We start from the raw sequence: 21,867 nt of genomic DNA, 5'->3' as shown, positions 1-21,867 counted from the left end.
ATCCGGCTTCCGTGAACCGAGCCTGCCCGCTCCGTCCGCCGTCCGCGACGGCTCCAACCTGCGGAATCCGTACAGCCCCGGGCTGTGAATCCGCGAAAGTTGCGAAACATGCGGATGCTACTTTCGCAGTAGGGACCAGGAATCGGGGACTTCGAGGGGGACGGGCGGCATGGCACGAGCGGCGGGCCGGAAGATCTACGCGCACGCGAAACTGCGGCGGCTCCGCCGCGAGCACGGACTCAACCAGGTGGAGCTCGCCCGCGAACTGGGGATCTCCACCAGCTATCTCAACCAGATCGAGCAGAACCAGCGGCCGCTCACGGCCTCCGTGCTGCTGCGGATCGCCCAGGTGCTCGGCGTCGACGCCGAGTTCTTCTCCGAGGCCGACGAGGAACGGCTCACCACCGACCTCCGGGCCGCCCTCGGCGACGAGGCATGCGGCTCCGGGGCCCCGCCGCCCACCGAGGAGATCGCCGAAGTCGCCCGCGACCACCCCGAGGTGGCCCGCGCCCTCGTCGCCCTCCACCGCCGCTACCGCGACGCCGCGGAACGGACCGCCGCCCTGGCCGCCCCCGGCGACACCACCGCCCTGCCGCCCGCCGAACCCCACGACGAGGTACGGGACTTCTTCTACGAACACCACAACCACTTCGGCCCGCTCGACACCGCCGCCGAACGGACCGCGGCCGAACTGGGGATCCGGCCCGGCCGCTCCGCCGAGGCGCTCACCGCCCGCCTCGCGGCACGGCACGGCGTCACGGTCGTCCAGGCGGCCCCGGCCCAGACGGCCGACGCCCGGCGCTTCGACCCCGACACCCGGCTGGTGTTCCTGTCCCCCTGGCTCAGCGACGGCCAACGCGCCTTCCAGCTGGCCACCCAGCTGGCCTTCCTGGAGCACGGCCCCCTGCTGGACGCCCTCGCCGACGACGCGGCCCTGTCCTCCCCGGACTCCGTCGCCCTGGCGCGCATCGGCCTGGCCGACTACTTCGCGGGCGCGCTGCTCATGCCGTACACCGCCTTCCACACGGCGGCCGAGGAGCTGCGCTACGACGTCGAACTGCTCGGCTCCCGCTTCGGCGTGGGCTTCGAGACCGTCTGCCACCGCCTCAGCACGCTCCAGCGGACGGGCCGGCGCGGGGTGCCCTTCTCATTCCTGCGGGTGGACCGGGCCGGGAACATCTCCAAGCGGCAGTCGGCGACGGACTTCCACTTCTCCCGGCTGGGCGGGACCTGCCCGCTGTGGACGGTGTACGAGGCGTTCTCCGCGCCCGGGCGGATCCTCACACAGGTCGCGGAGATGCCCGACGGCAAGCGGTACTTCTGGATAGCGCGGACCGTCACGCGCGGCGGCTTCGGCCACCGGGCCGCGCGGGCGGACTTCGCCGTCGCCCTGGGCTGCGAGCTCCGGCACGCGGGGCGGCTGGTCTACGCGGAGGGGGTGGCGCTGGACGACCCGCGGGCGGCCACCCCCATCGGCCTCGGATGCCGCATCTGCGAGCGCCGCGACTGCGCCCAACGCGCGCGCCCGCCGGCCGGTGGCCGACTCGACGTCGACCCCGACCGACGGACGCGGGTGCCTTATCCGGTGCTGGGCGCCCCGTAAGGGGCGCGGGGAACTGCGCGACAAGCCACGACGGCCCGCAGTCGGCTGACGGCACGTCGGCTCCGCAGTCGTTCGACCGCGCGCCGGCGGGGGCTGATCGCGCAGTTCCCCGCGCCCCTAACGGGGCACCCCGTGACGAGGCGCCCCCGGCAAGTGGGGTCAGCGGTGCCGGAACTCCGGCGCGCGCTTCTCCGTGAACGCCGCCATCCCTTCCTTCTGGTCCGCGACAGCGAACACCGCGTGGAAGACGCGCCGTTCGAAGCGCACGCCCTCCGCGAGCGTCGTCTCGAACGCCCGGTTCACCGCCTCCTTCGCCATCATGGCGACCGGCGCGGACATCCCGGCCACGGTCTCGGCGACGGACAGGGCCTCCGCGAGGAGGTCGTCCGCCGGGACGATCCGGGAGACCAGGCCCGCCCGCTCGGCCTCGGTCGCGTCCATGGTGCGCCCGGTCAGGCACAGCTCCATCGCCTTGGCCTTGCCGACGGCCCGGGTCAGCCGCTGCGAGCCGCCGATGCCGGGGATCACCCCGAGCTTGATCTCCGGCTGCCCGAAGACGGCGGTGTCGGCGGCGAGCAGGATGTCGCAGAGCATGGCGAGTTCGCAGCCGCCGCCCAGCGCGTAGCCGGAGACGGCCGCGAGGGTCGGGGTGCGGAGGGCGCCGAGCCGGTCCCAGGCGGTGAACCAGTCGTTGAGGTACATGTCCATGTACCCCTGTGGCTGCATCTCCTTGATGTCGGCACCGGCGGCGAACGCCTTCGCCGAGCCGGTGAGGACGATACAGCCGACGTCCGGGTCCCGGTCGAGGGCTTCCGTGGCCTCGACGACCTCGTTCATGACCTGCAGATTGAGGGCGTTGAGGGCCTTGGGGCGGTTGAGGGTGACAAGGGCGACCCGGCCCTTGCGCTCGACGAGGATGGTCTCGTACGCGGTGGTCATCAGGAAGCCGTCTCGTTTCGTTCGTTCTGCTGCCGGATCGTCCGGATGATCCCGGAGAAGTCCTCCGCCGCCCCGGCGCCCGAGGCGTACTCCGCGTACCGCTTCGCCGCCTCGATCCCGAAGGCGGAGCCGATGCCGCTCGCGCGGAGCGCGTCGGCGGCGAGGCCGAGGTCCTTGGCCATCAGGGGGGCCGCGAAGCCGGGCCGGTAGTCGCGGTTGGCCGGGCTGGCCGGGACCGGGCCGGGCACGGGGCAGTTGCTGGTCAGCGCCCAGCACTGGCCGGACGACGTGGAGGCCACGTCGAAGAGGGCCTGGTGGGACAGGCCGAGGCTCTCGCCCAGGACGAAGGCCTCGCCGACCGCGATCATCGAGATGCCGAGGATCATGTTGTTGCAGATCTTCGCGGCCTGTCCGGCGCCCGGGCCGCCGCAGTGGACGGCCTTCTTCCCCATGGCGGCGAGCAGCGGTTCGGCCCGGGTGAACTCGGCCTCGCCGCCACCGGCCATAAAGGTCAGGGCGGCGGCCTCGGCACCGGTCACCCCGCCGGAGACGGGCGCGTCCAGGGCGTGGTGGCCGGCCTTGACCGCGGCCTCGTGGGCGGCGCGGGCGTCGGCGACGTCGATGGTGGAGCAGTCGATGAAGAGCGTGCCGGGCGCGGCGGCGGCGAGGAGCCCCTCGTCCTGGTAGAGGGCGAGGACATGCCGTCCGGCGGGGAGCATGGTGATCACCACGTCCGCGCCGGCGGCGGCGTCCGCCGCCGAGGCCGCGGGCTCGACGCCGGCGGCCGCGGCCGTCTCCAACGAGGCGGCCACCAGGTCGTAGCCGCGCACCCGGTGCCCGGCCTTGACGAGGTTGGCGGCCATCGGGCCGCCCATGTGGCCGAGGCCGACGAAACCGACGGTCAGGGGAGTACGGGTGCTCATCACGCCACCTCCTGGGACAGGGTGAGTTCCTTCTCGCCCAGCGGTGCGAAGAACCGGGCGACGTCCGCCTCGCCCACCTCGGCGAGCGTGGCGGGGGACCAGCGCGGGTTCCGGTCCTTGTCGATCACCTGGGCACGGATGCCCTCCACCAGGTCCGGCGCGGCCAGGGCCGCGCACGAGACGCGGTACTCCTGCTCCAGCACCCGCTCCAGCGGGCCGAGCCCCGGGACGGCGCGCAGCGCGGCGAGGGTGACCTTGAGCGCGGTGGGGGACTTGGCGAGGATCGTCTCGGCGGCCTGCTTGGCGGCCGGGGTGCCATGGCCCTGGAGGCGCTCGACGATCTCCTCGACGGTGCCGGCGGCGTAGCAGGCGTCGATCCACTCGCGGTGACCGGCCAGTTCGCCACCGGGCGCCTCGGCGGTGTGCCGGGCGACGACCTCGTGGGCCGGGGCGTCGGCGAGCTCCGCGAGGAGCGCGGGCAGCCGGTCCGAGGGGACGAAGTGGTCGGCGAGCCCGCACAGCAGGGCGTCGGCGGCGCCCACCGCCTCGCCGGTCAGGGCGAGATGGGTGCCGAGCTCCCCGGGCGCCTTCGCCAGCAGGTGGGTGCCGCCGACGTCGGGGACGAAGCCGATGCCGGTCTCGGGCATGGCCACCCGGGAGCGCTCGGTGACGATCCGTACGCCGCCGTGGGCGGAGACGCCGACGCCGCCGCCCATGACGATGCCGTCCATGACGGCCACGTACGGCTTGGGGTAGCGGGCGATCCGGGCGTTGAGCCGGTACTCGTCGCGCCAGAAGTCCGCCGAGGCCGTGCCACCGGAGCGGGCGTCCTCGTGGATGGAGCGGATGTCGCCGCCCGCGCACAGCCCGCGCTCGCCCGCGCCGGTGATGACGACGGTCTCGACGGCCGGGTCGTGCTCCCAGGCGGTGAGGGCCTCGTCGATGCGGGAGACCATGGCGTGGGTGAGGGCGTTGAGGGCCTTGGGCCGGTTGAGAACGATATGGGCGGCCCGGCCCTCGACCCGGAACAGTACGGGATCGTCGCTCATCGGCCGGTCGTCGCTCATCGGCCGGCCCCCGTCAGGCCGCGGGCCACGATGAGGCGCATGATCTCGTTCGTTCCCTCCAGGATCCGGTGGACCCGGAGATCGCGGACGATCTTCTCGACGCCGTACTCGTTGAGGTAGCCGTAGCCGCCGTGGAGTTGCAGCGCCTGGTCGGCGACGTTGTACCCGGTGTCGGTGGCGAAACGTTTCGCCATGGCGCACAGCTGGGGTGCCTGGTCGTCGCCGCGGTCCAGCGCCTCGGCGGCCTGGCGGACCAGGGCGCGGGCGGCGGTCAGCTCGGTGGCCATGTCGGCGAGGCGGAAGCGCAGGGCCGGGGAGTCGATGAGGGACTCCCCGAATGCCTGCCGGTCGGTGAGGTAGGCCAGGGTGCGGTCGAGGGCGCTCTGGGCGCCGCCGAGGGAGCAGGCGGCGATGCCGAGCCGGCCGCCGTTGAGACCGCTCATGGCGATGCGGAAGCCCTCGCCCTCGCCGCCGAGCAGCCGGTCGGCGGGGATCCGGACGCCGTCGAGGATCACCTGGCGGGTGGGCTGGGCGTTCCAGCCCATCTTCTTCTCGTTGGGGCCGAAGGACAGGCCGGGGTCGTCGCGGTGGACGAGGAAGGCGGAGACGCCGCGCGCCCCGGGGCCACCGGTGCGGGCCATGACGATGTAGACGTCGGTCGAGCCCGCGCCGGAGATGAACTGCTTGACGCCGTCGAGGACGTACTCGTCGCCGTCGCGGTCGGCGCGGGTGGTCAGCGCGGCGGCGTCGGAGCCGGCGCCCGGCTCGGTGAGGCAGTAGCTGCCGAGGGTCTCCATCGAGCACAGGCCGGGCAGATAACGGGCGCGCTGGGCGTCGTCGCCGTAGTGGTCGATCATCCAGGCGACCATGTTGTGGATGGAGAAGTAACCGGCGACGGAGGGGCAGCCCGTGGCCAGGCTCTCGAAGACGAGGACGCCGTCGGCGCGGGTGAGGCCGGAGCCGCCGGACTCCTCGCGGACGTAGACGCCGCCGAGGCCGAGGTCGGCGCCCTTGCGGAGGACGTCGACGGGGAAGTGCTTGTCGCGGTCCCAGTCGACGGCGTTCGGGGCGAGGTGCTCGCGGGCGAAGTCGAGGGTGGTCTCGGCTATGGCGCGCTGGTCCTCGGTGAGGAAGGTGGTCGTCATGGCGGTCAGCCCATCGTCGGGATCGTGAAGCTCGCGCCCTCCTTGACCCCCGAGGGCCAGCGCGAGGTGACGGTCTTGGTGCGGGTGTAGAAGCGGATGGCGTCGGGGCCGTGCTGGTTGAGGTCGCCGAAGCCGGACCGCTTCCAGCCGCCGAAGGTGTGGTAGGCGACGGGCACGGGGATCGGGACGTTGACGCCGATCATGCCGGTGTCCACGCGGCGGGTGAAGTCGCGGGCGGTGTCCCCGTCGCGGGTGAAGAGGGCGACGCCGTTGCCGAAGGGGTGCTCGCTGGGCAGCCGCAGGGCCTCCTCGTAGTCGGCGGCGCGGACCACCGACAGCACGGGACCGAAGATCTCCTCCTGGTAGATCCGCATGTCCGGGGTGACGCGGTCGAAGAGGGTGGCGCCGGCGAAGAAGCCGTTCTCGTGGCCCGGCAGGACGAAGTCCCGGCCGTCGACGACCAGTTCCGCGCCCTCCTCGACGCCCAGGTCGACGTAGCCGCGCACCCGGTCGACGGCGTCGCGGCCGACGAGCGGGCCGAAGTCCGCCTCGGGGTCGTCGGAGCGGCCGATGCGGAGCGTGCCGATGCGCTCCTTGAGCTTGGCGACGAGCGCGTCGGCGGTCTCCTCGCCGACGGGCACGGCCACCGAGATGGCCATGCAGCGCTCCCCGGCGGAGCCGTAGCCGGCGCCGATGAGCGCGTCGACGGCCTGGTCGAGGTCGGCGTCGGGCATCACGATCATGTGGTTCTTGGCGCCGCCGAAGCACTGGGCGCGCTTGCCGTGGGCGGCGGCGGTGGCGTAGATGTGCGCGGCGATCGGGGTGGAGCCGACGAAGCCGACGGCGCCGACGCGCGGGTCCTCAAGGAGGACGTCCACGCTCTCCTTGTCGCCGTTGAGAACGTTGAGGACGCCCGCCGGGAGGCCCGCCTCCAGGAACAGCTCGGCGAGCCGCAGCGGTACGGACGGGTCGCGCTCGGAGGGCTTGAGGATGAAGGCGTTGCCGCAGGCGATCGCGGGGGCGGCCTTCCACAGCGGGATCATCGCGGGGAAGTTGAACGGGGTGATGCCGGCGGCGACGCCGATCGGGCGGCGCAGGGAGTGCACGTCGATGCCGGTGCCGGCGTTGTCCGTGAACTCGCCCTTGAGCAGATGCGGAATGCCCGCGGCGAACTCCACCACCTCCAGGCCGCGCTGGATGTCGCCGAGCGCGTCGGGGACGGTCTTGCCGTGCTCGGAGGACAGCAGTCGGGCCAGCGCGTCCTTCTCGCCCTCGACCAGCTGGAGGAAGCGCAGCAGGACCCGGGCCCGGCGCTGGGGGTTCCACTCGCCCCACTCGCGCTGGGCGCGGACCGCGTCGGCGATGGCCGCCTCGGTCTCCGCCCGGTTCGCCAGGGGCACCCGGGCCTGGACCTCGCCGGTGTTGGGGTCGTACACATCGCCGAAGACCCCCGATGTTCCGGGGGTGTGCTTTCCGCCGATGAAGTGGGTCAGTTCACGGACCATGGAAGCCTGCTCTCATCAGGTGAGATCCGGGGACAGGCACGGCGGGGCCGCGGGCGCGCGCCCTTGTGGGGCGCGGTCCGTCCTGTCCGTCCTCGTGGTGCCCCCGAACATATAGTTGGACGTCCTACTAAGTCCAGAGTCGAAAAAACGTGCGAGGCGGCCGGGTGGCCGCCCCGCACGCCGGGGACGGGAGAAACGGAATCGGTCAGGAGACGGGTTCGGCCAGGCTCTGGGCCGAGCGGTCGGGGCCGGCCCGGTGGACGAGCAGCCGTTCGGCCAGGTGCCCGAAGAGCAGCCCGAAGCCCGCCCACAGGACGCACTGGATGGCCAGGGCCGCGAGGCGGAACCGCCACAGCACGGTGGCCGGGAAGTCTGCGGGCACCTCGTCGACCACGGGCAGGACGGCATACGCCACCCCTGCCATCAGCACGAACGCCGCCACCGCGACGACGCCGGCCCACCAGGTGCCCAGCCGGGGGGCCAGCGCGCGGCCCAGGAAGATCGCGGCGACGCCCAGCAGGACGCTGAGCGCGATCATCAGGAAGTACAGCGCGGTGCGCTTGCCGATGGTGTCGGGGTCGCCGACGGACGGCGGATTGGCCGGGTACTTGAGGAACGGCACCACATAGACCACCAGCAGCCCGCCCAGCGAGAGCAGGGCCGCCGTGGCGCGCGGGCCGGTCCGGCCGATCCGGCCCAGGGCCACGCAGAAGGCCAGCGCCGCGATGCCGCCGAGCGCGACGCCGTAGACCAGGACGCCGGTCGCCAGCCCGGCCGTGGACTGGAGGGTGCGGCTGACCAGCTCCACACCGTGGTCGCCGTGGCTGTGGGCCTCCTCGAAACCGATGGCCTTGTCCACGGACGGCTCACCGAGCAGATAGGCCACGAGCAGCGCGAGGCACCCCGCCGCCAGCCCGGCGAGCATGCCGCGCACCAGGAGCGACCGTACGGAGACGGTGTTCACGGGACGGTCGGTGTTCACGAGACGGACTCCCCGGCGGTCAGTGGCACGGGAAGCCGAGCAGGTGGCGTCCGTCGTGGACCCACTCGTGGACGCCCTCGCCGGAAAGCAGCGAGGTGGCGCCCTGTTCGGCGCCGACGAAGTACAGCAGGATCAGCATGAGAAGCCCGAAGAAGACCGCCCACGGGGCGATCGCCTTCAGGGATATCGGCGCGACCTCCGGCCGGGCGGAGGAGCCGGAGACGGGAGCGCCGGACGTGGGAACGGCGGAATAGGCCATGATCAAACCTCCTGGGGAAACACGCGTCCCAGAACTAGGGGTTCTTGGACGACGGGAGGCGGGTCTGACTCCCCGGGCGTCGCCGCGCTGCCGCGAGCGTTCGGCCGGATTCACAGTGGCGCGACCGTGCCGGATTCCCACCGGCTTCCGTCACCCCGTCGTCATGTCCACGCGACCGTACCGTTCAGGCCAACGTCGCGCCATGGGGTGGGGGGATGCGCACCGGCGTATGAACCGGCGTGCACGGCCTGGGTGTGCGCCGCGGGCGAGCCTCCTTCACACCCTCCACACCGTCGCGGCGCCCGGATATCGTCCGTATGCCGTCCCTGTGTGACCGGTATATGAACAGGGCTGTTCGGCGGGTGACTTCTGTGCCTACGCTGACCACGCAGCCGGTTCGCCCTGCCCGCCAGGCAGACGCGTCGCAAGAGGGAACCCGGTGGGAATCCGGGACTGCCCCGCAGCGGTGTGCGGGAACGACCGCCGTCATACGCACTGGGCCCGGCGGGCCCGGGAAGCGACGGCCATTAGGTGTCCGCCCTCGGGTGGACGTGCCCGCGAGTCCGAAGACCTGCCCGCTGCCCGCGCGCGAACGAATCGCGCGCGGAGATCCCGGTGACCCCGAGGGCGGGTCGGCGCGCACGGACGAGCACTCGGCGGCTCGCCCGCACCGACACGACCCCTCGCGGCCTCTCCGGGATCCCGGAAGACGAGCTCGCGAAGGAGAGTTCCGTGACCAGCAAGTCCGCAGCCGCGGCAGCCCGGGCCACCGTGTACGGCTACCCCCGTCAGGGACGGGACCGGGAACTGAAGAAGGCCGTCGAAGGCTACTGGAAGGGCGCCGTCTCCGCCGACGCCCTGCGCCGGACCGCCGCCGGACTGCGCGCCGCCACATGGCGCGATCTCGACGCCGCCGGCCTCCACGAGGTCCCCACCGGTGACTTCTCGTACTACGACCACGTCCTCGACACCAGCGTCATGCTCGGCGCGATCCCCGCCCGCCACCGCCCGGCCTTCGCCGCCGACCCCCTGGACGGCTACTTCGCCATGGCACGCGGAACCCAGGACGTGGCGCCCCTGGAGATGACCAAGTGGTTCGACACCAACTACCACTACCTCGTCCCGGAGCTCGGTCCCGACACCGTCTTCACCGCCGACCCCGCCAAACAACTCGGCGAACTCCAGGAGGCCCTGGCCCTCGGCCTCGCCGCCCGCCCCGTCCTCGTCGGACCGGTCACCTACCTCCTGCTCGCCAAACCCGCCCCCGGCGCCCCGGCCGGCTTCGACCCGCTCACCCTCCTGGACCGGCTGCTGCCCGTCTACGCCGAGGTGCTCACCGCGCTGCGCGCCGCCGGGGCCGAGTGGGTCCAACTGGACGAGCCCGCCCTCGTCCAGGACCGCACCCCGGCCGAACTGAACGCGGCAGCCCGCGCCTACCGCGACCTCGGGGCCCTGGCGGACCGGCCGAAACTCCTCGTCGCCTCCTACTTCGACCGCCTGGGCGAGGCCCTGCCCATGCTGGCCAAGGCCCCCGTCGACGGCCTCGCCCTCGACTTCACCGGCCCCGCCGCCGCCAACCTCGACGACCTCGCGGCCGCCGGCGGACTGCCCGGCAAACGACTCGTCGCGGGCGTCGTCGACGGCCGCAACGTCTGGATCAACGACCTGACGGCGTCGCTGGCCACCCTCGCCACCCTCCTCGGCCTCGCCGGCCGCGTGGACGTCGCCGCCTCCAGCTCCCTCCTCCACGTCCCCCTCGACGCCACCGCCGAACGCGACATCGACCCGCGGATCGCCCGCTGGCTCGCCTTCGCCCGCCAGAAGACCACCGAGATCGTCACCCTCGCCCGCGGCCTCGGCCACGGCACCGCTGCCATCGCCGCCGAACTCGCCGCCAACCGCGCCGACCTGGCCTCCCGCGCCGGCTCCGCCCTCACCCACGACCCGGCCGTCCGCGCCCGCACCACCGCCGTCACCGGCGACGACGCCCGCCGCTCGCTGCCCTACGCCGAGCGGACCACCGCCCAGCGCGCCCGCCTGGGCCTGCCCCCGCTGCCCACGACCACCATCGGCTCCTTCCCCCAGACCGGCGAACTACGCACCGCCCGCGCCGACCTGCGCGCCGGACGCATCGGCACCGACGCCTACGAGCGGCGCATCGAGGCCGAGATCCGCGAGGTCGTCGCCTTCCAGGAGAAGACCGGCCTGGACGTCCTGGTCCACGGCGAGGCCGAACGCAACGACATGGTCCAGTACTTCGCCGAACGCCTCACCGGCTACCTCGCCACCCGGCACGGCTGGGTCCAGTCCTACGGCACCCGCTACGTCCGCCCACCGGTCCTGGCCGGCGACGTCTCCCGCCCCGAGCCGATGACCGTGCGCTGGACGTCTTACGCCCAGTCCCTCACCAATCGGCCCGTCAAGGGCATGCTCACCGGCCCCGTCACCATGCTCGCCTGGTCCTTCGTCCGCGACGACCAGCCCCGCGCCGAGACCGCCCGCCAGGTCGCGCTCGCACTGCGCGACGAGGTCGCCGACCTGGAGGCGGCGGGCACCGCCGTGATCCAGGTCGACGAACCCGCCCTCCGCGAAACCCTGCCCCTGCGCACCGCCGACCGCCCCGCCTATTTGTCCTGGGCCACCGAGGCCTTCCGCCTGACCACCGGCGGCGTCCGCCCGGACACCCAGATCCACACCCACATGTGCTACGCCGAGTTCGGCGACATCCTCCAGGCCATCGACGACCTCGACGCCGACGTCATCAGCCTGGAGGCGGCACGCTCCCATATGCAGGTCGCGGGCGAACTCGCCGCCGCCGGCTATCCCCGCGAAGTTGGCCCCGGCGTCTACGACATCCACTCGCCCCGCGTCCCCGCCGCCGACGAGGCGGCCGCCCTGCTGCGCCGGGGACTTGCCGCCATCCCCGCCGAACGGCTGTGGGTCAACCCCGACTGCGGCCTGAAGACCCGAGGCTGGCCCGAGGTCCGTGCCTCCCTGGAGCATCTGGTGACGGCGGCCCGCACGGTGAGGGAGGAGCTCCCGGGCTCGTCCTCGTAAGGGCGCGCCAAGGGGTGCCCCGACCACCATCGGTGCACCCCTCGGCCCGGACGGCTGCGAGACTGACCACATGGCCGAACTCAACGGAAATCCCGCCACCCTCGACGATGTCCAGGCTCTCGCCCTCACGAATTACGGGCACTTCACGACCATGCGGATGGAGGACGGCACGGTACGGGGGCTGTCGCTCCACCTGGACCGCCTGGTGCGGGACTGCCGCATAGTCTTCGGCGTCGACCTGGACCGGCAACGGACCCTGAACTACATCCGCCAGGCCGCGGACGGCGTCACCGGGGTGGCCGGCCTCCGCGTCACCGTCTTCGACCCCACCCTCGACCTGTCACGCCCCAGCGCCGCCAAGAACCCCCACATCCTGGTGAACGTACGGCCGGCCGGCGCCCTGACGCCACCACCACTGACAGCGAAGACCTTCACCTTCACCCGCGACAACGCGGAGGTGAAACACATCGGGCTCCACCCACAGCTCAAGCTCCGCCGCGACGCCCAGCTCGCCGGTTTCGACGACGCCGTATTCGTCGAACCGGACGGCCGCGTATCCGAGGGTGCCACCTGGAACCTCGGCTTCGTCGACCAGCAGGGCACGGTCATCTGGCCGACCGCCCCAGCCCTCCCCGGCACGACGATGCTGCTGCTCCAGAGCCTCGACACCCCGAAGCAGATCACCGCCCCGGTACGGCTCGCCGACGTTCCCGGCATGGCCGCGGCGTTCGCCACGAACGTGTCCATCGGTGTCCGTACTGTCAGCGCGCTCGACGACGTGCGGTTCCCGCATGAGCACCCGGTGCTGATGGCACTGCGCGACGGGTATGCGGATATTCAAGGAGAGCGTCTTCGGAGCTCGTAACACGATCATGATCGGTGTTTCTTGAGGCGTCTCCGGCAAATAAGGGCGCAGGCCAATGAGACGAAGGTGTCGTGGAGTCCGGTGCGGCGTTCCCGGTGGACGGCGAGTCGTTTGAACTGGTGGCGCAGGGCGAAGGTCTGCTCGACGACGTAGCGGAGTTTGCCCGGTTCCTGGATTTTCGGGGCGCCCTTGCGGGAGATGACCGGCAGGATCCGACCTGGAACGGGGTGCCGCGTCCGTCGCAGATCAGGTGATGTTTGCTGCCCGTCTTCCGCCGGTCGACCGGCGACGGACCGGTGTCGGCTCCCCCTTTTTCGCGCGGATGCGGGAGCCGTCCGACGCACTCCGATGACGTCCATGCCGAAGGAACGGGTGGCCCGGGGGATATCGAAACGCTGTGGAACGCCTGCTGGACCAAACCCTGCGGCCTGCGCTCCCCCTTTCATTATCAGGGACACATGCGATCCCGCAGACCGCGGGGCGGATCGGGCATGCGTATTCGATCCCGCTCGACGTCGCTCCCAAGGTCGTTCGTACCTGGGTCACCACGCACTGAGGTTTTCTCGGCAAGCGAGTGAGGTGGCGGAGACGTTCGCCTCGCATGACCCTGAGCAGCACGTGAAGCCCCTGGTAGGAGGGGACTTGCGACAGATTCTGCCCGGCCCGGGAGGCTTCACGCGGTCTTTCGTCGTGCCATGCCCGACGTCCGCCTGCTACGACCCTCCTACCGCAACCGCGGTGTCCCATGTCCGGCGGAAACCCTGCTCAAGACGGCGCGGCAGATGACCAGGGATGCTGCGGTGGCGGTACGAGCGAGATCCGCGTCCGGTCCGGTCATGTGGTGTGTTGCGCCGCCGGTCGTGAGAAGTCCCGGATCCTACTGGTCGCGCTACTGGTCACGCCGGGGTCCGGGAAAGCAGAAATCCCCAGCTGCGCCGGGGATTTCTCTGTTCCTGCTGGTGTCCGAGGGGGGACTTGAACCCCCACGCCCGATAAAGGGCACTAGCACCTCAAGCTAGCGCGTCTGCCATTCCGCCACCCGGACCTGGTGCTTGTCGCTGCTGGGCAATCCCTGCGGCGACGTGGAAAAGAATACCAAGGTTTCGGGGTGCTCTTTCACGCCGGGTCGGCGTCGTGGTCCGGGGGCAGGACGCCGCGCACCGCGAGCGCGGCGCCCGCGCCGAGGAGGGCGCCGGCCAGGACGTCGGCGGGGTAGTGCACCCCCGTGTAGACGCGGGAGAAGCACACCGACCAGGCGAGCGGGGCGAGGGCCAGGCCCCAGGCGGGGTTCTCCAGGCCCACGCCGGTGGTGAAGGCGACGGCCGAGGCGGCGTGCCCCGACGGGAAGGACGTGGTGAACGGCTGCCGGGACAGCCGGCGGACCACGGGCACCGCGTCCAGCACCGGACGGCCGCGCCGTACCGTCCGTTTGCCGAGCGTGTTCACCGTCGCCGAGGCGGCCGCCAGCGACATCACGCCCCGCAGCGCGGCGCGCCGGGCGGGCGGCCCGCCCAGCAGGGCCGCGCCGGCGGCCATGCCGAGCCACAGCATCCCGTGGTCGGCGCCGCGCGACAGTCTCGGCAGCACCCGGTCGCCCGCCGGCCAGTGGTGGGTCGCGACCCGCTGGAACAGGGCCCGGTCCCATGCGCTCACCGTGTTCCGCATGCCCGGCGGGTACCCGCTCCGGCGGTGCGCACGCTCTCGGGTCCGGGGGCCGGTTCAGCCATATGCCGTACGGGGCATGCGCCCGCGGCGGAGCCCCCGGAGACTCGTGCACGGGGACGACCGCAGCACCTCGCTTTCGAAAGGCGGGCTCCGGATGAGCGCCAAGGACAAGGTCAGGGCGAAGGCCGAGCAGACGAAGGGTCTGATCAAGGAGACCGCCGGCCGGATGACCGGCGACCGGCGCATGGAGGCCCAGGGGCGCTACGAGCGGGCCAGGGGCGACCTCCGCGACGTCATGGAGAAGGCGCGGCAGGGCTTCAGGAAGAAGCACAAGTAGCCGCCGCCCGCCCGCGCGCGAGGCGTTCCGCACACGACCGGCCATGGACGCCGACAGCGTCGCCGACGAACTCTTCCTGCTGCGGCCGGAAGAGTTCACCGCCGCCCGCGACCGGCTCGCCGCCCGGGCCGTCCGCGACGGCGACCCGGAGCTGGCCCGCAGTCTGAAGGCCCTGCGTCGTCCCACGTCGGCGGCCTGGGTGTGCAACCTCCTCGTACGGAACCGGCCGGACGAGGCCCGCGCGCTCGTCCGCCTCGGCGAGGGGCTGCGCGAGGCCCACCGGACGCTGGACGGCGGACGGTTGCGCGAGCTCGGCCGTCGGCAGCGGGCCCTGGTCGCCTCGCTGTCCCGGGAGGCCCGCGGTCTCGCGGAGGAGGCGGGGCACCGGGTCGGTGACGCCGTGGCGCGTGAGGTCGAGGAGACCCTGTATGCCGTTCTCGCGGATCCCCGGGCGGCGGAGGAGTGGGCCGCCGGGCGGCTGTCCCGGCCTCTGGCCGGTGTGCCCGGATTCCCCGGGACGCTCCCCGGCCCGGCGGACCGGCTGGCGGCCCCGCCCGGAGGGGAGGCCGGGGCCGGGGACGGCGGCGCGGAGGGGGCCGAGGTCGCCGACCTGGCCGAGGCGCGCGAGCGGCGCCGGCGGGAGCGGCGGCGCGAGGAGCTCGACCGCGCCCGCCGCCGCGCCGAGCGGGCGGCGGCCGACGTCCGTGCCTGCGAGACGGAACTGGCCCGCGTCCGGAAGGCCGCCGACCGCGCGGAACGGGACGAGCGCACGGCCGGGCAGCACCTCGCCGAGCTGACCGTCGAACTGGACGCCGCCCGGGCCCGCCGGAGCACCGCCGAGGAGACGGTGGGGGAGGTGCGCGACCGGCTCCGCGAGGCGGAACGCGCCTGGCTCGCGGCCCGGGAGGCGGCCGAAGCCGCCGACGCCGAGGTCGACCGTCTGCGGTGAGGCGTTCAAGGTGGGGGAGGAATCGCCTGCCCCTTCGGAGCCCGTGCGATCCGTACCCCGGCGTCACGCCTCCATCAGCCGCCGGACCACCCGGTCGAAGACCCAGTGGCCGCACAGGGCCGTCACCGAGTCGAACGCCGTCGGCAGTCCCGCGATGTGCAGGACCTCTCGCCAGACGATCCAGGAGCCGGACCCCGACGGGCCCGCCTCCAGCTCGGCCCAGCCGGTCATGAAGGAGCCGCGCTTCTCCAGCCGGCAGTGGCCCGGACGGCCCCCGGCCGGCGGATGCCAGCGGACGACCTCCATGACGTCCTCGAACGCCGCCCGGCCCACACCGGTCCGGGCCGTGAACCGCGTCCCCACGCCCGTCGGCGGCGGCGTCGTCACCGCGACGCGGGTGAACGGGACGTGCTCCCCGTGCCGCTCCCAGTCGGTGAGCCGTCGCCACGCCTCGTCGACCGGGAGCCGGGAGTGGTGACTGATCAGAATGGATCTCACCACTGAAGGTATGTCACATCCTGGCGGCCTGTGCCGGGAACGGCTCGGGCTCGGTCACCACCGGTACCAGCGCCCCCGTCCGCCACCGGGCCCGGTGGACCTCATCAGGAAGCCCAGCAGCCAGATCACGAGCACGGCCACGGCCACCCACCACAGCACCTTGACGGCGAACCCCGCGCCGAAGAGGAGCAGGGCGAGGAGCAGGGCGAGAAGGATCGGAACCAAAAGACGTCCACCTCCTGCCGTTCGCCTGCCCGGTCGCACGCGGTTCATGTCCGGGACCAGGCGAGTAGACACTGTCTACCACCCTCTGGTAGACAGTGTCTATGTCACAGGAATCCGATACCTCCCTCCGGGAACGGCTGATCGACGCCGGGGTGGAGCTGGTGCTGACCGAAGGCACCGCCGCGCTCGGCCTGCGCGAGATCGCCCGCCGCGCCGGCGTCTCGCACGGGGCCCCGCGCCGGTACTTCCCGACGCACCACTCCCTCCTCTCCGCGATCGCCCGCCGAGGCTTCGCGGACCTCGGGGCCCGCGTCGCCGCCACGACGGAGCAGGCGACGACGGAGCAGGCCGCGACGGAGCAGGCCATGACGCCGCGCGCCCGGCTGGGCGCGCTGGCGCGGACGTACGTCGGATACGCGCTGGAATGCCGCGGCATGTTCGAGCTGATGTTCCGGCACGACCTGCTGGACAGCGAGAAGAACGCGCCGGACGGGGGCGGCGGCGGGGCCCGGCTCCGGGAGTCGACGCTCCCCATGTTCGGCCTCTTCACCGGACTCGTCGCCCACTGCCGCGCGAACGAGGCCACGCCGCCGGACGTCGCGGCCGCCGCCCTCTGGGCCAACCTCCACGGCATCGCCCAGCTCTGGACGTCGGAGAGCCTGCCCCTCGTCCTCGGCAGCCCCGCGCCGGAGATCCTCGACCGGCTCGTCACGGCCGCCCTCGACGCCCACCTCGGCCCGGTGAACCCATGACCGAGTCCGCACGCGCCCGCCTCGTCCTGCTCGTCAGCGTGGCCGGCGCGATGATCGTCGCGCTGGACGGCACGGTGCTGAGCGTGGCGCAGCCCAGCCTGCAACGGGACTTCGGCGCGGGCCTCGCCCAGGTCCAGTGGACGAGCACGAGCTATCTGCTGGCCGTCGCCGCGCTCCTCGTCGTCGCCGGACGCCTCGGCGACCGGTACGGGCACCCGCTGATGCTCCGCATCGGCCTGCTCGGCTTCGCGGCCGCCTCGGCCGGCATCGCGCTCGCGCCCGGCATCGGCTGGGTGATCGGACTGCGCGCCGTCCAGGGCGTGTTCGGGGCGCTCCTCCAGCCCGCGACCCTCGCCCTGCTGAGGTCGGCGTACCCGGAGGAGCGGCTCGGCCGCGCCGTCGCCCTCCGCACGAGCGCGATCGGGGTGGCGGCCGCGGCCGGACCCGTGCTCGGGGGCGCCCTCGTCGGCCCGCTGGGCTGGCGGGCGGTGTTCGTCATCAACGTGCCGGTCGCCCTCGCGAGCGCCGCGGTCACCCTCGCCGTCCGCGTCCCCGCGCCGCCCCACGACGGCTCCCGGCGGCTCGATCTCCCCGGCGCCGCTCTGCTCACGACGGCGCTCGCGGTCCTGGTGCACACCCTCGTCGGCGTACCGGAACACGGCTGGACCGCCCCGCCCACGCTCCTCGGCCTCGCGGCCGTCGCGGGGCTCGCGACGGCGTTCGTCGGGCACGAACGCCGCGCCGCGCGACCGATCGTGCCGCGCGCCGTGGCCCGGTCGGTACCGGTGACGGCGTCGATGACGCTGCTGTTGGTCACCTCGGCGGGCATGTTCGGCGCGTTGTTCGTGACGACGTTCTTCCTCCAGAACGTCCTCGGGTTCGGCCCGCTCGACTGCGGTCTGCGCGTGCTGCCGCTGACGGCCCTCATGGTGCTCGGCGCGCCCGTCGCGGGTGCTGCCCTGCGCCGCCACGGTCCGCGCCGTACCGCGACCGCCGGTTCGCTCCTCGTCGTCCTCGGCGTCGCCGGGCTCTCCCGGCTCGACGCGGACAGCTCGTGGACGGTCGCCGGGGCCGCCTTCGCGGTGCTCGGCGCGGGGTTCGCGACCGTGATGGTCACCGCCACCGGGACGGTCGTCGGCGACGCCCCGCCCGGCTACGCCGGGGTCGTCGGCGGCCTCAAGCAGACGGCGATGAACGTCGGGCCGGCCTTCGGCACAGCCGTCGCCGCGGGCATGATGCTCCTCCATCCGCAGGCCGGCGCCGGCGCCGCCCCGCGGATGGGCCCGACGCTCCTGGTCCTGGCCGGGGTCACCGCCCTCGGCCTGCTTCCCGCGTCCCTGCTCCCGCGCGGCGGGACGCCCCGGAAGGGAACTCCCGCACAGGACGAACCCCGCCCCGTCGCGTCGCACACCGCCGGCTGACCCGACCGCCGCCGGTTCAGCCCCCGACCAGGGGGCGCAGCCCGCCGATCACCACGGAGACGCCGAAGCCGAAGAGCCGGTCGCGCTCGGCCCTGCTCTGCCGCCGGATCCCGCGGGCCTGTTCCTCGACGGTGAACCCGTTGACGTAGCTGGTCAGGACGTCGCCGGCGGAGGCCGCGGTGTCGGCGTCCAGCCCCGTCTCCCGGAGCACCGCGACGAGGCGCTCGAAGAAGGCGTGTGCCATGGGGCCCGGCGCGCTCATGCAGGCGATGACCCGTGCCCCGTCGGTGTGCGCGAGCATGGCGTCGCGTAGCGTCCGGGCGATCGCGTCCAGTCGCTCCGCCCAGTCCCCGTCGGGCAGCGGTGCGGCCGTCGCGTCGGCGGCGATGTGTTCGGCGATCGCGTCCAGCAGGGCCTGCTTGCTGGGGTAGTGCCAGTAGAGGGCGCCGACCCGGACGCCCAGCGCGGCCGCCAGTTTGCGGGTGGAGAACTCGTCCAGTCCCACCTCGTCGAGCTGTTCCAGTGCTGCTTTCAGCACGATGGACCTGTCCAGCGGCATCGCGAACCTCCCATGTTCCTTCGCCGTCCCATGATGCCCGTAACCCCTTGCCGACTTGAACACCGACCAAGTAACTTGAGCACCGTTCAATTGAGCAGTGCTCAATAAGGGGGAGGCGACATGCGTGTCATCGTGATCGGCGCCGGACTGGGAGGGCTCTGCCTGGCGCAGGGGCTCCGGCGGGCGGGAGTCGACGTGGTGGTCTACGAGAGGGACGCCCGCGTCACGGCCCGCTTCCAGGGCTTCCGGATAGGGCTCGCCGAACAGGGGCTCGCCGCGCTGCGCGGCTGTCTGCCCGGGGAGCTCCGCCCCTTGGTGGAGGCGACCCTGGGCGACCTCACGGGCCCCGCGCGGGCCGTCGACCCGTGGCTGCGTCCGCTGAGTGAGCAGCCGATGGCAGGGGTCACCGCCGCCGACCGGCACGTCCTGCGCCACATCCTGCTCGCGGGACTCGACGACGAGGCTCTGCGCTTCGGCAAGGAGCTGACGACCTATCACGTGCGTTCCGACGGCCGGGTGGAGGCCCGTTTCGCGGACGGGACCAGTGACACGGCCGATCTGCTGGTCGGCGCCGACGGGATCAACTCTGCCGTACGGGCCCGGTTGGCGCCGGCCGTCCGGCCCCACGACACCGGCGTCCGGTTCGTCATCGGCCGTACGCCGCTCACCGACCGCTTCGCCGGTCTCGTCCCCGGCTTCGGCACCCGCGTCGTCGCCGAGGACGTGAGCATGCTGCTCGGCCTGATGCGCTTCCGCCGGTCGCCGCGCGAGGCGGCGGCCGAGCTGGCGCCGGGGCTCTCGCTGCCCGGCGCCGCCGACTACCTCCGCTGGGCCATGCTGCTGCCGCCGGGGCGGACGCCGGAGCCGACTCCCGGCCGCGACGGGGCGCAACAGACCGTACTGGCCCGGACGGAGGGCTGGCACCCCGAGCTGCGGGCCGTCGTCGAGGCCGCCGATCCCGACAACAGCACCCTGCTCTCGATCCGGGTGGTACGGCCCGGCCCGAGATGGCCCCTGGGCCCGGTGACCCTCCTCGGGGACGCCATCCACGCCACGTCGCCCAGTGGCGGCAACGGCGCGAACACGGCACTGAGGGACGCCGATCTGCTGCGCAGCCTGCTCCTCGACGCCCACGCGGGCCGCCGCACCCTGCCCGACGCTGTCGACGCGTACGAGCGCCGGATGCTCCGCTACGGAGCCGAGGCGGTGGAACACAGCCTGGCCGCCCTCGTCCCGTTCCTCCCACCGATGGACGGAACGGCGGCGGACGGGATGGCCACGGCTGTCGTGGCCGCCGGGGGCGTACCTCACTCCTCGCCGCAATCGCAACCCTGACGATCGTCAGGGGTCGGCGATGCCGTTCGGTCACGGCAGCAGCGCGGCACCGACCACCACGACCACGAACCGGCTGCCGAGCACCAGCAGCCCCGGCACGGCCACCGCCGCGATCGACGCCGCCGTCACCAGCACGGTCGGCGCCACCACCAGCGGCCGGGTCCGCCCCGGCAGACGCCCCGCCGACAAGGCCGCGGCCATCGCGGGCAGGGCCCACCACAGGCTGGTCGCCCCCAGCCCGGTCGCCGCCTCGGCGAACGGCGCCAGCACGGCCCCGGGGTCACGGCGACGCCCCGGCGCACGGGTCGCCGCCGTCGTATCGGTCGTTCTCGTTCCGTCCACCCGATTCGTTCCGTCAGCCCGCCCACGGTAAGGAGCGGTGGGCGGCTGGCGGAAACGATCTTCCACGGGGCAGGATGCGGCCATGACCGACACACGACTCACCCACGTCCCGGCGCCGGAAGGTGTCCTCCCCGGCAACGGCTACACCCATGTCGTCATGGGTGCCGGCCGCTTTGTCGCGCTCTCCGGACAAGTGGCCCTCGACGAGCGGGGCGAGGTGGTCGGCGAGGGCGACCCCGCCGCCCAGGCGCGGCAGGTCTTCGAGAACCTGCGGCGCTGCCTGGTGGCGGCGGGCGCCACGTTCGACGACGTCGTCAAGCTCACCTACTACGTCACCGACATCGCCCACCTCCCCGCCGTCCGCGAGGCGCGTGACGCGTACGTCGGCACCGCGCGCCCACCCGCCAGCACGGCCGTGCAGGTGGCCGCGCTGTTCCGCCCCGAGCTGCTCCTGGAGGTGGAGGCGTTCGCGCTCCTGAGTCAGGCGGCCGGGCGCGCGGAGTGAGCCGGGTGAGCCGGGTGGCGGCGTGACGCGGGCGCCGTCAGTTCCGGTGCCCCCGCGGGTACGGGTACGGCGGCGAAGATCGCGTCCTGCTGCTCCTGGAGCTCCTTCCGGCGCTCGGGCGTGGTCGTGGGCAGCCGCTCCTCCTCGTAGAGCTTGTGGGTCTCCTCCTGTGCCCGCTTGCTCGCCGGGGTGTGGAACTGCACCTCGAAGACGTGCCCCGAACGCGGCTCCTTCCAGGCGGAATTGACGCCCTTGTAGCCCTTCGGGCGGCTCCAGGTGTTGGACCACTTCACGCTGTCGTCGCCCCGGCCCGCGAGGACCCACGAGGCCAGGGCGACACCCGAGGCGTACCGGCCGTCGGGCCACTGGAGGGTGTAGCGGACGGAGTCGTTGATGCCCGCCAGCGCCTGGTCCACGGTCCGGCCGGGGGTCTCCTTGACGGCGGTGGCGACCTTGCGCTTGAGCGAGTCGGCGGACTTCAGCCGGTGGTCGAAACCGATCACCTGGGCGTGGCTGATCGCGGCCGCCGCCTTGACCTGCGGGCTGATGGACCGCTCCGCCGTGCGGGCGTGGAGGAGGAAGGCGTCGACCTTCTTGTTGTCGGCGGCGTTGAGCTCCAGCCCGTCGCCGTGCCACCCGCCGTCGCCGGGGCCGCCCTTGAAGGTCTTGCCGGAGACGTCGCCGTGGGCGCCGGGCAGGAGCCCGGCCGACACCCCGGCCGGGGACTGCCGGTCCCCGGCCGGAGCCGCCGTGGCCGCAGGGGCCGGGACGAGGCCGAGTGCTGTGACCAGCGCGGCCGAGGAGACGGCCCGGAGAGCGGTGCGGTGGAGGGTCATGGAAGTGTCGCGTCCCTTTCCTGGTGTGTACGTGCATGAGTACGCGTACACAACCGCACGACGCGCTCACCGGTGACGGGGGATCCCGGTGTGTCCCG

The 21,867-nt window shown here is 73.0% G+C and carries 22 protein-coding genes, 1 tRNA gene, 2 pseudogenes and 2 riboswitches; of the genes and pseudogenes, 10 read left to right on the top strand and 15 right to left on the bottom strand.

From position 1 onward, the window contains the following. Positions 1-169: 169 nt before the first annotated feature. Positions 170-1,603 (top strand): short-chain fatty acyl-CoA regulator family protein, encoded by a 1,434-nt coding sequence (locus tag AB0E98_RS09375; protein ID WP_361700388.1) that lies wholly within the window; start codon positions 170-172, stop codon positions 1,601-1,603. Positions 1,604-1,762: 159 nt separating this feature from the next. Here AB0E98_RS09375 and AB0E98_RS09370 read toward each other — a convergent pair whose 3' ends face one another. The 7 genes from AB0E98_RS09370 to AB0E98_RS09340 form a co-directional block, all read right to left on the bottom strand. Next, complete coding sequence (locus AB0E98_RS09370; RefSeq protein ID WP_361700385.1) at positions 1,763-2,542, bottom strand: enoyl-CoA hydratase; 780 nt, start codon at positions 2,540-2,542, stop codon at positions 1,763-1,765. Beyond that, a complete protein-coding gene (mmsB, locus tag AB0E98_RS09365; protein ID WP_361700382.1) occupies positions 2,542-3,465 on the bottom strand; it encodes a 3-hydroxyisobutyrate dehydrogenase in 924 nt (307 codons plus the stop codon). The genes AB0E98_RS09370 and mmsB overlap by 1 nt, the downstream gene beginning before the upstream one ends. Then, the gene (locus AB0E98_RS09360) at positions 3,465-4,514 is read right to left on the bottom strand and encodes an enoyl-CoA hydratase/isomerase family protein (protein ID WP_361700554.1); all 1,050 of its coding nucleotides are present in this window, start codon (positions 4,512-4,514) and stop codon (positions 3,465-3,467) included. Before AB0E98_RS09360 ends, mmsB begins: the two co-directional genes overlap by 1 nt. A 14-nt stretch (positions 4,515-4,528) precedes the next feature. Further along, complete coding sequence (locus tag AB0E98_RS09355) at positions 4,529-5,677, bottom strand: acyl-CoA dehydrogenase family protein (protein WP_361700379.1); 1,149 nt, start codon at positions 5,675-5,677, stop codon at positions 4,529-4,531. A gap of 5 nt (positions 5,678-5,682) precedes the next feature. Continuing rightward, positions 5,683-7,182, bottom strand: coding sequence for a CoA-acylating methylmalonate-semialdehyde dehydrogenase (locus AB0E98_RS09350; RefSeq protein ID WP_361700377.1), 1,500 nt, complete (start codon positions 7,180-7,182; stop codon positions 5,683-5,685). 205 nt (positions 7,183-7,387) lie between these two features. Continuing rightward, a complete protein-coding gene (locus AB0E98_RS09345) occupies positions 7,388-8,146 on the bottom strand; it encodes a CbtA family protein (RefSeq protein ID WP_361700551.1) in 759 nt (252 codons plus the stop codon). A gap of 37 nt (positions 8,147-8,183) precedes the next feature. After that, positions 8,184-8,423, bottom strand: a complete 240-nt coding sequence (locus AB0E98_RS09340; protein ID WP_361700374.1) for a CbtB-domain containing protein — start codon at positions 8,421-8,423, stop codon at positions 8,184-8,186. Between the two features lie 62 nt (positions 8,424-8,485). Next, positions 8,486-8,572, bottom strand: a riboswitch (cobalamin riboswitch). Positions 8,573-8,835: 263 nt separating this feature from the next. Further along, positions 8,836-8,999: riboswitch (cobalamin riboswitch) on the top strand. Between the two features lie 156 nt (positions 9,000-9,155). Here AB0E98_RS09340 and metE point away from each other — a divergent pair. The 3 genes from metE to AB0E98_RS09325 all read left to right on the top strand — a co-directional run bounded on the left by metE (position 9,156) and on the right by AB0E98_RS09325 (position 12,599). Beyond that, positions 9,156-11,480, top strand: coding sequence for a 5-methyltetrahydropteroyltriglutamate--homocysteine S-methyltransferase (metE, locus tag AB0E98_RS09335; protein ID WP_361700372.1), 2,325 nt, complete (start codon positions 9,156-9,158; stop codon positions 11,478-11,480). 70 nt (positions 11,481-11,550) lie between these two features. Further along, positions 11,551-12,345: an aminotransferase class IV family protein gene (locus AB0E98_RS09330; RefSeq protein ID WP_361700369.1), complete on the top strand. Its 795-nt coding sequence runs from the start codon at positions 11,551-11,553 to the stop codon at positions 12,343-12,345. A 71-nt stretch (positions 12,346-12,416) separates the two neighbouring features. Beyond that, positions 12,417-12,599, top strand: a complete 183-nt coding sequence (locus AB0E98_RS09325) for a hypothetical protein (protein ID WP_361700571.1) — start codon at positions 12,417-12,419, stop codon at positions 12,597-12,599. On the opposite strand, the pseudogene AB0E98_RS09320 reads toward AB0E98_RS09325, so the two are convergent. From AB0E98_RS09320 to AB0E98_RS09310, 3 genes and pseudogenes are all read right to left on the bottom strand, one after another. Further along, positions 12,569-12,655: pseudogene (locus AB0E98_RS09320) on the bottom strand (IS5/IS1182 family transposase); the annotation flags it as partial. The gene AB0E98_RS09325 and the pseudogene AB0E98_RS09320 sit on opposite strands and share 31 nt — an antisense overlap. Positions 12,656-13,302: 647 nt before the next feature. Beyond that, positions 13,303-13,390, bottom strand: a tRNA-Leu gene (locus AB0E98_RS09315). A gap of 98 nt (positions 13,391-13,488) precedes the next feature. After that, a pseudogene (locus AB0E98_RS09310) lies at positions 13,489-14,010 on the bottom strand (phosphatase PAP2 family protein); the annotation flags it as partial. Positions 14,011-14,164: 154 nt separating this feature from the next. Between AB0E98_RS09310 and AB0E98_RS09305 the strand changes: the two are divergent. Together AB0E98_RS09305 and AB0E98_RS09300 are read left to right on the top strand one after the other, a co-directional pair. Further along, positions 14,165-14,347: a CsbD family protein gene (locus AB0E98_RS09305; protein ID WP_361700367.1), complete on the top strand. Its 183-nt coding sequence runs from the start codon at positions 14,165-14,167 to the stop codon at positions 14,345-14,347. A gap of 43 nt (positions 14,348-14,390) precedes the next feature. Further along, positions 14,391-15,296: a hypothetical protein gene (locus AB0E98_RS09300; RefSeq protein WP_361700364.1), complete on the top strand. Its 906-nt coding sequence runs from the start codon at positions 14,391-14,393 to the stop codon at positions 15,294-15,296. Between the two features lie 63 nt (positions 15,297-15,359). On the opposite strand, the gene AB0E98_RS09295 is transcribed toward AB0E98_RS09300, so the two are convergent. Both AB0E98_RS09295 and AB0E98_RS09290 read right to left on the bottom strand, forming a co-directional pair. Next, positions 15,360-15,794: an SRPBCC family protein gene (locus AB0E98_RS09295; protein WP_361700361.1), complete on the bottom strand. Its 435-nt coding sequence runs from the start codon at positions 15,792-15,794 to the stop codon at positions 15,360-15,362. Positions 15,795-15,848: 54 nt separating this feature from the next. After that, positions 15,849-16,019 (bottom strand): hydrophobic protein, encoded by a 171-nt coding sequence (locus AB0E98_RS09290; protein WP_361700358.1) that lies wholly within the window; start codon positions 16,017-16,019, stop codon positions 15,849-15,851. 101 nt (positions 16,020-16,120) lie between these two features. On the opposite strand from AB0E98_RS09290, the gene AB0E98_RS09285 reads away from it, so the two are divergent. Then, positions 16,121-16,771 carry a TetR/AcrR family transcriptional regulator gene (locus tag AB0E98_RS09285; protein ID WP_361700355.1) on the top strand — a complete coding sequence of 217 codons (651 nt, stop codon included), beginning with the start codon at positions 16,121-16,123 and terminating at the stop codon, positions 16,769-16,771. Next, a complete protein-coding gene (locus tag AB0E98_RS09280; protein WP_361700352.1) occupies positions 16,768-18,192 on the top strand; it encodes an MFS transporter in 1,425 nt (474 codons plus the stop codon). Before AB0E98_RS09285 ends, AB0E98_RS09280 begins: the two co-directional genes overlap by 4 nt. A 16-nt stretch (positions 18,193-18,208) precedes the next feature. On the opposite strand, the gene AB0E98_RS09275 is transcribed toward AB0E98_RS09280, so the two are convergent. Further along, positions 18,209-18,751: a TetR/AcrR family transcriptional regulator C-terminal domain-containing protein gene (locus AB0E98_RS09275; RefSeq protein WP_361700349.1), complete on the bottom strand. Its 543-nt coding sequence runs from the start codon at positions 18,749-18,751 to the stop codon at positions 18,209-18,211. A gap of 120 nt (positions 18,752-18,871) precedes the next feature. Here AB0E98_RS09275 and AB0E98_RS09270 point away from each other — a divergent pair, with 120 nt between their 5' ends. Then, positions 18,872-20,086: an NAD(P)/FAD-dependent oxidoreductase gene (locus tag AB0E98_RS09270; protein ID WP_361700346.1), complete on the top strand. Its 1,215-nt coding sequence runs from the start codon at positions 18,872-18,874 to the stop codon at positions 20,084-20,086. A gap of 30 nt (positions 20,087-20,116) precedes the next feature. On the opposite strand, the gene AB0E98_RS09265 is transcribed toward AB0E98_RS09270, so the two are convergent. Continuing rightward, positions 20,117-20,428 (bottom strand): hypothetical protein, encoded by a 312-nt coding sequence (locus AB0E98_RS09265; RefSeq protein ID WP_361700344.1) that lies wholly within the window; start codon positions 20,426-20,428, stop codon positions 20,117-20,119. 82 nt (positions 20,429-20,510) lie between these two features. Between AB0E98_RS09265 and AB0E98_RS09260 the strand changes: the two genes are divergently transcribed. Further along, positions 20,511-20,933 (top strand): RidA family protein, encoded by a 423-nt coding sequence (locus tag AB0E98_RS09260; protein WP_361700342.1) that lies wholly within the window; start codon positions 20,511-20,513, stop codon positions 20,931-20,933. On the opposite strand, the gene AB0E98_RS09255 is transcribed toward AB0E98_RS09260, so the two are convergent. Continuing rightward, positions 20,909-21,769 carry an ATP nucleotide 3'-pyrophosphokinase gene (locus AB0E98_RS09255; RefSeq protein ID WP_361700339.1) on the bottom strand — a complete coding sequence of 287 codons (861 nt, stop codon included), beginning with the start codon at positions 21,767-21,769 and terminating at the stop codon, positions 20,909-20,911. The two genes, AB0E98_RS09260 and AB0E98_RS09255, sit on opposite strands and share 25 nt — an antisense overlap. Positions 21,770-21,867 lie beyond the last annotated feature (98 nt).

It is taken from the genome of Streptomyces sp. NPDC037389, from assembly GCF_040636475.1.
In the GTDB taxonomy this organism is placed as follows: domain Bacteria; phylum Actinomycetota; class Actinomycetes; order Streptomycetales; family Streptomycetaceae; genus Streptomyces; species Streptomyces hesseae.
This window is presented reverse-complemented; position numbering and strand designations above follow the sequence as displayed.

Coding starts and splice junctions, on each gene's coding strand:
- AB0E98_RS09255 (WP_361700339.1), bottom strand. CDS start 21,769: ATGACCCTCCACCGCACCGCTCTCCGGGCCGTCTCCTCGGCCGCGCTG.
- AB0E98_RS09270 (WP_361700346.1), top strand. CDS start 18,872: ATGCGTGTCATCGTGATCGGCGCCGGACTGGGAGGGCTCTGCCTGGCG.
- AB0E98_RS09305 (WP_361700367.1), top strand. CDS start 14,165: ATGAGCGCCAAGGACAAGGTCAGGGCGAAGGCCGAGCAGACGAAGGGT.
- AB0E98_RS09260 (WP_361700342.1), top strand. CDS start 20,511: ATGACCGACACACGACTCACCCACGTCCCGGCGCCGGAAGGTGTCCTC.
- AB0E98_RS09375 (WP_361700388.1), top strand. CDS start 170: ATGGCACGAGCGGCGGGCCGGAAGATCTACGCGCACGCGAAACTGCGG.
- AB0E98_RS09300 (WP_361700364.1), top strand. CDS start 14,391: ATGGACGCCGACAGCGTCGCCGACGAACTCTTCCTGCTGCGGCCGGAA.
- AB0E98_RS09280 (WP_361700352.1), top strand. CDS start 16,768: ATGACCGAGTCCGCACGCGCCCGCCTCGTCCTGCTCGTCAGCGTGGCC.
- mmsB (WP_361700382.1), bottom strand. CDS start 3,465: ATGAGCACCCGTACTCCCCTGACCGTCGGTTTCGTCGGCCTCGGCCAC.
- AB0E98_RS09360 (WP_361700554.1), bottom strand. CDS start 4,514: ATGAGCGACGATCCCGTACTGTTCCGGGTCGAGGGCCGGGCCGCCCAT.
- AB0E98_RS09350 (WP_361700377.1), bottom strand. CDS start 7,182: ATGGTCCGTGAACTGACCCACTTCATCGGCGGAAAGCACACCCCCGGA.
- AB0E98_RS09285 (WP_361700355.1), top strand. CDS start 16,121: ATGTCACAGGAATCCGATACCTCCCTCCGGGAACGGCTGATCGACGCC.
- AB0E98_RS09355 (WP_361700379.1), bottom strand. CDS start 5,677: ATGACGACCACCTTCCTCACCGAGGACCAGCGCGCCATAGCCGAGACC.
- AB0E98_RS09370 (WP_361700385.1), bottom strand. CDS start 2,542: ATGACCACCGCGTACGAGACCATCCTCGTCGAGCGCAAGGGCCGGGTC.
- AB0E98_RS09330 (WP_361700369.1), top strand. CDS start 11,551: ATGGCCGAACTCAACGGAAATCCCGCCACCCTCGACGATGTCCAGGCT.
- AB0E98_RS09275 (WP_361700349.1), bottom strand. CDS start 18,751: ATGCCGCTGGACAGGTCCATCGTGCTGAAAGCAGCACTGGAACAGCTC.
- AB0E98_RS09340 (WP_361700374.1), bottom strand. CDS start 8,423: ATGGCCTATTCCGCCGTTCCCACGTCCGGCGCTCCCGTCTCCGGCTCC.